We start from the raw sequence: 9,337 nt of genomic DNA, 5'->3' as shown, positions 1-9,337 counted from the left end.
TGGAGCACCAACCCAACCCGGCTTGACAGGCGATAGGAGCGTCCGGCAGGGCGGCCCGGCACCGGGTGGAGCCGGCCCGCCCGGTGGCAGTAAGCTTGCTGATCGGATCAGCCGACCACGGGAGTCCCCTGGGGACTCCTCCACCGGAGAGGACGCCATGAGCCAGCACCCCCCGACGGGCCGCACCGCCCTGCTCGTCATCGACATGCAGAACTCGTACTTCGACTTCCCCGAGCTCGAGGAGCAGCGGGAACCGGTGACGGAGAAGGTCAACGAGCTGATCCGGGCGGCCCGCGAGGGCGGCTGCCCGATCCTGCTGATCCGCACCCAGCACGAGCGGGACCGCTCCACGTGGACCGTCAACATGCACGACGACGACCAGGGCTTCGCGTTCCCGGGCACGGAGCAGTCCGCGTACGTGGCCGGCCTCGACACCGAGGGCGGGACGGGTCTGATCAAGACCCGGGACAGCGCGTTCTTCGACACCGACCTCGCGGCCCGGCTGCGGAACCTGGACGCCACCCACGTGGTGCTGTGCGGGCTCTCCACGCACAGCTGCGTGGCGCAGACCGCGATGGACGCGTTCGCCCACAACTTCCGGGGGGCCGTGGCCCGGGACGCCGTGGCCTCCGAGAACGGGGACCTCTCCCGCGCACTGCTGGCCTTCCTCGAGGACGAGCTGCGCCAGGACCTCCTCGGCCAGCAGGACGCCGTGGCCCGGCTGCGGGGCTGAGCGGCCACAGACCTCCGCCGGGCCCGTCGCGACGCCGCGCGTCGGCCCCGGCGGAGGGGTCAGTGCCCGCAGCAGGAGCAGCCCGGACCGCACCCGTCGGCACAGTCGTCGGCTCCCTCGTCCAGCAGCGCGCCCACGGGGGTGCAGCAGGCGTCACCGCGCCAGGCCTCCAGCCCCTCCCTCACGGCGAAGGCGGCGATGACCAGGGCGGCCACCGGATCGGCCCAGGTCCAGCCCAGCGTGCTGTTGAGCAGCAGGCCCACCAGCAGCACGGCCGAGAGATAGCTGCAGATCAGGGTCTGCTTGGAATCGGCCACCGCCGAGGCCGAGCCCAGCTCCCGGCCGGTGCGGCGTTCGAACCAGGACAGCAGCGGCATGACCACCAGGCTCACCGCGGCCAGGCCGATGCCCACCGGGGAGTGCTCGGGCTCGGCGGCCCCGAGCAGCGTACGGATCGCGTCGACGGTGACGAAGGCGGCCAGGCCGAAGAAGGAGAACGCGATCACCCGCAGCGCCACCTTTTCCCGGCGGTGCGGGTCGGGGGCGGCGAACTGCCAGGCGACCGCCGCGGCCGAGAGGACCTCCACGATGGAGTCCAGCCCGAAGCCGATCAGCGCCGCCGAGGAGGCGATGGTGCCCGCGGTCAGAGCGACGACCGCCTCGAGGACGTTGTAGGTGATGGTCCCGGCCACGATCAGACGCACCCGCCGGTGCAGGACCGCCCGCCGGTCGGCGGTGAGGGGCCGGGCCCCGAGAGATGCCGAGGTCATGCCTCCACGGTACCCGCCTGCCCCAGGCGCCGGGCCGGTCGGCGACGATCCGCCCCCGCACGCGGACCCCAGGGTGCGGCCGCTCAGCAGCTCGGCCTCCTGGAGCACGGAGAACCACGGCGCGCCCTGTTGTTCCAGCTGCGCTCCGTGAGGCCCGGTCGATCACTGGGATCGGAGGGCCACGGTGCTCGTCGCCCTGCCCCGCGACGCGGTCACGACCCGGTTCTGATCCGGGCCGGCCCCGGCGCCGCGGGCACGGACCGGGTCTACGCGGTGGCGGTCTCGGGCAGGTCGGCGGCCATGTCCCCGACGTAGCGGCGCACCTCGGTGCCGAACAGCTCGATGCTGCGGCTCATCCGGGCGTGGTCCAGGGTGCCCACCGCGTACTTGAGGTCGAAGCGGGAGGCGCCCAGCGCCGCCGAGGACCGCACGATCTTGCGGGCGACCGTCTCCGGCGAGCCCACGAAGTAGGCGCCCTCCGGCCCGCACATCGAGTCGAACTCCGCGCGGGTCAGCGGGCCCCAGCCGCGCTCCCTGCCGATCCGGGCGTGCGTGTAGGCCTGGTGCGGGAAGAACTCCTCGCGGGCCTGCGCGTCGGTCTCCGCCACGTAGCCCGGGGAGTGGAAGGCCACCGGCTGCGGCTCCTTGCCGAAGTGCTCGAGGGCCTGGCGGTAGTAGTCGGCGAAGGGCGCGAAGGCCGCCGGGCTGCCGCCGATGATGGCGAAGATGACGGGCAGCCCGTAGTGGGCGGCGCGCACCACCGAGGTGGGCGAGCCGCCCACGGCGATCCAGGTGCGCAGCGCCCCGGCCTCGGTCTTGGGGTACACCTCCAGGCCCTGGATCGGCGCGCGCAGCCGGCCCTGCCAGTCGATCCGGCCCTCGGTGCGGAGCCGGTCGAACAGCTGCAGCTTCTCCTCGAACAGCGCCTCGTACTCGTCCAGCGGGTAGCCGAACAGCGGGAAGGACTCGGTGAAGGAGCCACGGCCCAGGATGACGTCGGCGCGGCCGGAGGAGAGGGCGTCCACGGTGGCGAAGCGCTGGTAGACCCGCACCGGGTCGTCGGAGCTGAGCACCGTCACCGCGGAGCCCAGGCGGATCCGCTCCGTGACCGTGGCGATGCCGGCGAGCACCGTCTCGGGCGAGGAGACCGCGAAGTCCTCCCGGTGGTGCTCCCCGATACCGAAGAAGTCCAGGCCCACCTGGTCGGCCAGCACCGCCTCCGCCACGACGTTGCGGATCACCTGCGCGCCGCTGAGCAGCTCCCCGTCCGGTCCGGGGTAGAGGTCGCCGAAGGTGTTGAGGCCGAGCTGGACGGTCATGCGGGGCTCCTCGTCGCAGATTTTGTGGATGCATCCATAAAAGTCGCCGTCGGACGTCCTTATTCCGGGGGACCGCGGGATCGCCGTGGCCGGCGGGGTCGCGGGCGGTCGGATCAACGGGTCAGCCACTCCCACGCGGTGTGCTTCTCGGGGCCGGGGACCCCGCTGACGATCCACGCGATGTCGTCGGTGGAGAGCGGGAACGGCGGCGCCCCTTCCTGCTCGGCGGGCTCGAGCTCGTCCACGTGCTCGAGGCTCCACAGCTCGGCGAACACCTGGGTGGGACCGCGCCGGTCCACCAGCCGCTCGCGGACCTCCTCCGCGAGCTCGTCCAGGTGGTCCTGCAGGAAACCGGTGAGCTCCGCCGCGAACCCGTCCGCGCCCTGCTCCGCGGGGTCGATCTCCCACGTCTGCCGCACGACCGCCAGGACCTCGTCGTCGCCCAGGGGAGCGCCGTCCCGGCGGGGGTCGGGGACCTCGGCCGGGACCGGCTCGCCGGCGGCGACGGCCAGGAAACGCTCCTGGAGGGCGAACAGCGCGGCGACGGTCAGGACGTCGCGCACCCGCCGGCCGATCCCGTCGTCGTCCTCCGGTCCGGCGGACGGACTGTCGAGGCCCTCCCAGGCGTGGCGCACCCACGCCCGGGTCCGGTCGGGCTCGCCCGAGCGGACGGTCGAGGGGCGGATCGAGGACGGGCGCCAGCCGGCCGTCGCCGCCCGCCACCGGTCGTCCAGGTCTGGGTCCCCAGGGACCACGGGCTCGGTGGGGCCGGGGCGGTCGGCGGGCGGGTGGCTGAACACGGTGCGGCTCCTGGTTCGGACGGGACTGGTGCGGGACGCGCGGTCCGGACCCAGCGTAGGGCGTTCCCGGCACGGGGCCGGGCCCCGTCCGCAGCGGACGGGGCCCGGGGCGTCACCGGCGGGGCGTCACCGGCGGGGCGGGGTCACGGCTCGGGATGCACCACCATCGCGGAGCCGCCGTAGCCGCGCTCGGTCTCGGCCGCCGCCTCGAAGCGGTCGCCGCCGAGGATCCGCAGCGCCGAGGCGTTGCCGATCCAGCGGCGCGGGGGCGGGACCAGGTCGTGGCCCAGCCCGCTCAGCTGCCGGCCGACCGCGGACTCGGCCAGGCCGAGGTCGGCCTCCTCCGCCCCGTTGCGCGAGCTCAGCCGCGGCGCGGCCACGGCGTCGACGAGGGCGAGGTCCCGGTCGACGTGCCCGGTGAGGATCTGCGCCACCGTGGTGATGATCGTGGCGCCGCCGGGCGTGCCCACCGACATCCACGGCTCCCCGTCCTTCAGCACGATCGTGGGGCTCATCGACGAGCGGGGCCGCTTGCCCGGGCCCGGCAGGTTCGGGTCGGACACGCCCTCGGTGACGGGCGCGAAGCTGAAGTCGGTCAGCTCGTTGTTGAGCAGGAACCCGTGGTCCGGGACCGTGATCCCGGAGCCGCCGGTCTGCTCGATGGTGAGGGTGTAGGAGACCACGTCGCCCCACCGGTCGGCCACGTTCAGGTGGGTCGTCGAGACGCCCCCGGCGGACGCCTGCTGGCGGGCCCCGGGCGCCCCGCACCCGGCGTACTCCCCGTCGGGCTCCCCGAACGGGACCGGGCGGTCCTGGGCCGTCCCCGGGTCGAAGAGGCAGGCGCGCTCGTCGGCGAACTCCTGGCTCGTGAGCTCCGCCACGGGAACGCCCTCGACGTCCCCGATCCACCGGTTGCGGTCCGCGAAGGCCGTGGCGGTCGCCTCCGAGAAGCGGTGCAGGTACTGGGCCTCGGAGACCTCGCCGAGGCCGGTCCCGGTGCGCTCGTCGTAGGCCTCGAGCAGGTTGAGGGTCTCGGCCACCGTGATGCCGCCGGAGCTGGGCAGGCCCATGCCGTAGACGTCCAGGCCGCGGTACTCGGTGTGCGTCGGCTCCTTGAGCAGGGCCTCGTAGGACGCCAGGTCCGCGGCGGTCAGCTCTCCGGCGAGCACCTCCACGCCCTCGGCGGTGGCCGGTGCACGGCTCGCGTCGACCACCGCCCGCCCGATCTCCCCCTCGTAGAAGACGCCGGTGCCCTCGTGCCGGATCGTGTGGTAGGTGCGGGCGAGATCGGGATTGCGGAACACGGTCCCGACCGCGGGCGCCTCGCCGTCGGGCAGGAACAGCTCCGCGGTCTCGGGGAACATGCCGAAGCGCTCGGCGTTCTGCGCCGTCTGCTCGTGGAAGTTCTCGTCCACCACGAACCCGCGGGAGGCGATCCGCTCCGCGGGCCGCAGCAGGTCGTGCAGGTCCATCGTGCCGAACTCCTCGGCCGCGAGCTCCCACGTGGCCAGGGTGCCGGGCACGCCCACGGACCTCCCGGAGCTGACCACCGTGGCGAAGTCGAGGGGCTCGCCGTCCGCGCCCAGGAACTCGTCCTCCGTGAAGGTGGCCGGCGCGGTCTCGCGCCCGTCGATCGTGCGGACCTCCCCGGTCCGCCCGCTGTGGTGGACGAAGAACCCGCCGCCGCCGATGCCCGCGGAGTACGGCTCGGTGACGCCCAGGGCCGCGGCCGCGGCCACGGCGGCGTCCGCGGCGGTGCCGCCGCGCTCGAGCACGTCGATGCCCACCTGGCTGGCGAGGGGGTCCACCGAGGAGACCGCGCCGCCCCCGCCGGTCATGGTGGGGACCTGTGGCAGCTCGGCGGTGACGGGCGCGTCCCGGCCCCCGTGCCCCCCGTCGTCGTGCGCGACGGCCGGGGAGCCGCCGAGAACGGTGCCGGAGACGCCGAGCGCTCCGGCCAGGCCCAGTGCGAGGTACCTCAGGGATGCGCGCATGGGCTCATGCTGGCACCGCCGCACCGTTCCGACCAGGGGCTACGCCGACATTTCGGTGGGTGTCGCCGGCGTGCCCAGGCCCTGCGAGGCGGCGATGAGCCGGTGCACCACCGTCTCGGCGTCCGTCGAGGGGTTGCCGAAGCGGTGCATCGTGATCGAGACGGCCTGCTCCGCGAGCAGCGGGAGCATCTCCACGCGGGACGCGCCGACCACCGGGTCCGCGAGCAGCGCGATCTCGGGCCGCTCCGCGAGCGCCTCGGCGAGGCCGGGCGCCGTGCCCACGACCCGGATCCGCCCGGCGCCGCTCGGGTCGGTCCAGTCCGCGGCCACCCGGGCGAAGGCCTCGTCCCCGCAGGGGTCCAGCACGGAGCGGAACAGCTCCCGCACCTCGGCGGGGAGCTCGCCCGCGGGGACGAGGACCGCGCGCGCGCCGGAGCGCACCGCGGCGAGCCCGACCCGGATGACGTCCGTCAGGGGGGCGTCCTCGGCCGCGCGCACGACGACGTCGCGCGGGCGGTAGCGGAACAGGTTGGCCTCGCTCTCCAGGCCGGTGGGGTCGTGGGCGCGGCCGAACTCCCGGTCCCACCACGCCTGGTCCTGCTCGGCGCAGGCGGTCAGCCAGGCGGCGTCCGCCTCGGGCACGAGCGGCCGGAGCGCGGCGAGGTGGTGGGCGACGGCCTCCGAGGGCTCCGCGCCGGCCTCCTCGGACGGGGTCTCCCCGGCGGGGACCTCCCGGAAGGGCGCCTTCTGCCACGAGCCGAGCTGGGCCAGGTAGTTCGGTCCGCCGGCCTTCGCGCCCAGGCCCACCGAGGATTTCTTCCAGCCGCCGAAGGGCTGGCGCTGGACGATCGCCCCGGTGATGCCGCGGTTGACGTAGAGGTTGCCCGCCTCGACGAGCTCCACCCAGGTGCTGATCTCCTCCGGGTCCAGGGAGTGCAGCCCGGCGGTCAGCCCGTACTCGACCGCGTTCTGCAGCTCGAGCGCCTCCTGCAGGTCGGCGGCCTCCATCAGCCCGAGGACGGGGCCGAAGCACTCGGTGCGGTGGAAGAAGGAGCCCGGGGCCACCCCCGTCTTGATCCCGGGCCGCCACAGCCGCCCGGTGTCGTCGAGCGGGCGCGGCTCCAGCAGCCACCGCTCCCCCGGGTCGAGGCGGGTCAGGGCGCGGTGCAGCTTGTCGCCGGGCTCGGCGATCACCGGGCCCACCGACGCCTGCAGGTTCTGCGGCCAGTCCACGACCATCGAGGACGCGGCGTCCAGCAGCTGCCGCCGGAACCGCTCGGACTCCGCCACGCTGCCCACCAGGATGCCCAGGGAGGCCGCCGAGCACTTCTGCCCGGCGTGGCCGAACGCGCTGGTCACGAGGTCCCACACGGCCCGGTCCCGGTCCGCGCTGGGGGTGATGACCAGGGCGTTCTTGCCCGAGGTCTCCGCGGTCATCGCCCGCCCCGCCCGCCAGGACTGGAACAGCCGGGCCGTCTCGTAGGCGCCGGTGAGGACGATGCGGTCCACCCCCGGGTGGGAGACCAGGGCCTGCCCCACGTCCCCCTCGACGGAGTCGACGAGCTGGAGCACGTCCCGCGGCACCCCGGCCTCCCACAGCGCCTCGACCACGGCCGTCGAGCAGCGCCGGACCTCGGGGGCGGGCTTGTGCAGCACGGCGGCGCCGGCGGCCAGGGCCGCGACCGTGGAGCCGGTGGGGATCGCCAGCGGGAAGTTCCACGGCGGGGTGATCAGCACGAGCCGGTCCGGGACGAAGCGGGCGCCGTCCACGTCCTCGAGCTCGAGGGCCCGGCGGGCGTACCAGCGGCAGAAGTCGACGGCCTCCGAGACCTCCGGGTCCGACTGGCCCAGGGTCTTGCCCGCCTCCGCGCCGGCCACGGCCAGGAGGTGCCCCCGGCGCTCGGCCAGGACGTCGGCCGCCCGGTTGAGGATCTCCGCGCGCTCGCGGGCGCCGCGGGCGTGCCAGCCCTCGGCGGCGGTCCGGCCCGTGCGCACGAGCCGCTCGACGTCCTCCGCCTCGACGGGATCGGGCACGGGCAGGGCCTCGTACCACTGCCGGTCCTCGATCCGGGCGGCGATCTCCTCCGCCCACGCCTGGTTCGCGGGCACGGCGACGTCGGTGTCCGGCTCGTTGCGGAAGGGCTGCTCCAGCGGCAGGTGCGCGGACCCGGCACCGGGCGCGGTGCGGTCCTGGGCGCGGGCGGGGGCCGGGGCGGCCTCCTCCTGCGGGTCCAGCCCCTCGAGGGCGGCCCGGAAGCGCTGCTCCTCCCGCGCGAAGATCTCGTTGTCGGGGGCCAGCTCGAAGATCCCCGACATGAAGTTCTCGTGCGAGGCGTTCTCCTCGAGCCGGCGCACGAGGTAGGACACGGCCACGTCGAACTCGGCCGGGCGCACGGCGGGCACGTAGAGCAGCAGCTGCCCGACGTCGGCGCTCACGGCCCGCGCCTGCTCCACCGCCATGCCCTGGAGCATCTCGAACTCGATCCGGTCCGTCACGCCGCGGCGCTCGGCGAGCAGGTGGGCGAAGGCGATGTCGAAGAGGTTGTGCCCGGCCACCCCCAGCCGCAGCCCCGTCATCCGCCCGGGCACGAACAGCCAGTCGAGGACCCGCTTGTAGTTGGTGTCGGTCTCCTGCTTGCTGCTCCACGTGGCCAGGGGCCAGCCGTGCAGCTCGGCGTCCACGCGCTCCATGGGGAGGTTCGCGCCCTTCACGAGCCGGACCTTGATCCCCGCGCCCCCGGCCTCGACCCGCTCGGCGGACCACGCCGAGAGCCGCCGGACCACCGCGAGGGCGTCCGGCAGGTAGGCCTGGACCACGATCCCCGCCTCGAGCTCCCGCAGCTCCGGGTGCTCCAGGAGGCGGGTGAACACCTCGGTGGTCAGGTGCAGGTCGGAGTAGACCTCCATGTCGAGGTTGATGAACTTGCTCCCGGCCGGGGCCTCGGCGGCGGCGCGGTAGACGGGCAGCAGCCGTTCCACGACCTTCGCCACGGTCCCCTCGAACCCCCAGTGGGACAGCTGCGGGACCACGGAGGAGACCTTCACGGAGACGTAGTCGACGTCGTCCCGGTCCAGCAGCGCGGCGGCGTCGGCGAGGTGCTTGTCCGCCTCCTCCGCGCCGAGGACCTCCTCGCCGAGCAGGTTGATGTTGAGGCGGTGGCCCTGGGCCGTCAGCTTCTTCACGGCCTGCCCGAAGGCCTTGGGGCGGGCGTCGACGATCATGTGCCCCACGAGCTGCCGGAGCCTGGCGCGGGCGGCGGGCACGACCACCTGGGGCGCCCGGCCGGAGAGAGCGGCCCCGACCCGGATCTGGGCGCGGTCCGCCGCGGGCATGGTGCGGGGCACGATCCCGGCGAGCGCGTGCAGGGCCCGCGCGGCGGCCCGCACGTCCTCGGTGCGCACCACCCGGTCCACGAAGCCGACCGTGAACTCCAGGCCGTGGGGGTCCTGGAGGACGGTGGCGAGCCGGTCGGCCGCGCCGTCGCGGTGCCGGCGGCCCTCGGCGGCGCGGCCGAGCCACTCGCGGACCAGGGCGACGGCCTCGTCGGCCAGCGCGCGGGAGTCGGGGACGGACGGGGCGTCGGCGGTCATGGCGGCACTCTCCTGAGGACTCCGCCCGGCAGCGGTGCCGAGGCACACCCTCGGCCACCGGCCGTGTCCACCGGGCGTCACGGTGGCCGGTGAGTCCACGCTACGGCCGGAGCGGCCGGGGCGGAAGGGC

At 74.7% G+C, this 9,337-nt stretch carries 6 protein-coding genes; 1 reads left to right on the top strand and 5 read right to left on the bottom strand.

What is annotated here, in order from left to right:
* Positions 1–157: 157 nt before the first annotated feature.
* Positions 158–733 carry a cysteine hydrolase family protein gene (locus AVL61_RS09710; protein ID WP_058874143.1) on the top strand — a complete coding sequence of 192 codons (576 nt, stop codon included), beginning with the start codon at positions 158–160 and terminating at the stop codon, positions 731–733.
* Positions 734–792: 59 nt separating this feature from the next.
* On the opposite strand, the gene AVL61_RS09705 is transcribed toward AVL61_RS09710, so the two are convergent.
* The 5 genes from AVL61_RS09705 to AVL61_RS09685 form a co-directional block, all read right to left on the bottom strand.
* Positions 793–1,503 (bottom strand): cation diffusion facilitator family transporter, encoded by a 711-nt coding sequence (locus AVL61_RS09705; protein WP_058874142.1) that lies wholly within the window; start codon positions 1,501–1,503, stop codon positions 793–795.
* Positions 1,504–1,769: 266 nt separating this feature from the next.
* Positions 1,770–2,822 carry an LLM class flavin-dependent oxidoreductase gene (locus AVL61_RS09700; RefSeq protein WP_058874141.1) on the bottom strand — a complete coding sequence of 351 codons (1,053 nt, stop codon included), beginning with the start codon at positions 2,820–2,822 and terminating at the stop codon, positions 1,770–1,772.
* 113 nt (positions 2,823–2,935) lie between these two features.
* The gene (locus AVL61_RS09695; RefSeq protein WP_058874140.1) at positions 2,936–3,622 is read right to left on the bottom strand and encodes a hypothetical protein; all 687 of its coding nucleotides are present in this window, start codon (positions 3,620–3,622) and stop codon (positions 2,936–2,938) included.
* Between the two features lie 143 nt (positions 3,623–3,765).
* Positions 3,766–5,616: a gamma-glutamyltransferase gene (gene ggt / locus AVL61_RS09690; protein WP_082697064.1), complete on the bottom strand. Its 1,851-nt coding sequence runs from the start codon at positions 5,614–5,616 to the stop codon at positions 3,766–3,768.
* Between the two features lie 39 nt (positions 5,617–5,655).
* Complete coding sequence (locus tag AVL61_RS09685) at positions 5,656–9,207, bottom strand: proline dehydrogenase family protein (RefSeq protein ID WP_058874139.1); 3,552 nt, start codon at positions 9,205–9,207, stop codon at positions 5,656–5,658.
* Between the last annotated feature and the right edge of the window lie 130 nt (positions 9,208–9,337).

This window comes from Kocuria rosea subsp. polaris (assembly GCF_001483755.1).
GTDB classification, from domain to species: domain Bacteria; phylum Actinomycetota; class Actinomycetes; order Actinomycetales; family Micrococcaceae; genus Kocuria; species Kocuria cellulosilytica.
The sequence above is the reverse complement of the archived record's forward strand: the minus strand, read 5'-3'. Positions and strand labels throughout refer to the sequence as shown.

Bases quoted from the DNA above. Each gene is read 5' to 3' on its own strand.
- AVL61_RS09710 (WP_058874143.1), top strand. From the start codon at position 158: ATGAGCCAGCACCCCCCGACGGGCCGCACCGCCCTGCTCGTCATCGAC.
- AVL61_RS09705 (WP_058874142.1), bottom strand. From the start codon at position 1,503: ATGACCTCGGCATCTCTCGGGGCCCGGCCCCTCACCGCCGACCGGCGG.
- AVL61_RS09700 (WP_058874141.1), bottom strand. From the start codon at position 2,822: ATGACCGTCCAGCTCGGCCTCAACACCTTCGGCGACCTCTACCCCGGA.
- ggt (WP_082697064.1), bottom strand. From the start codon at position 5,616: ATGCGCGCATCCCTGAGGTACCTCGCACTGGGCCTGGCCGGAGCGCTC.
- AVL61_RS09685 (WP_058874139.1), bottom strand. From the start codon at position 9,207: ATGACCGCCGACGCCCCGTCCGTCCCCGACTCCCGCGCGCTGGCCGAC.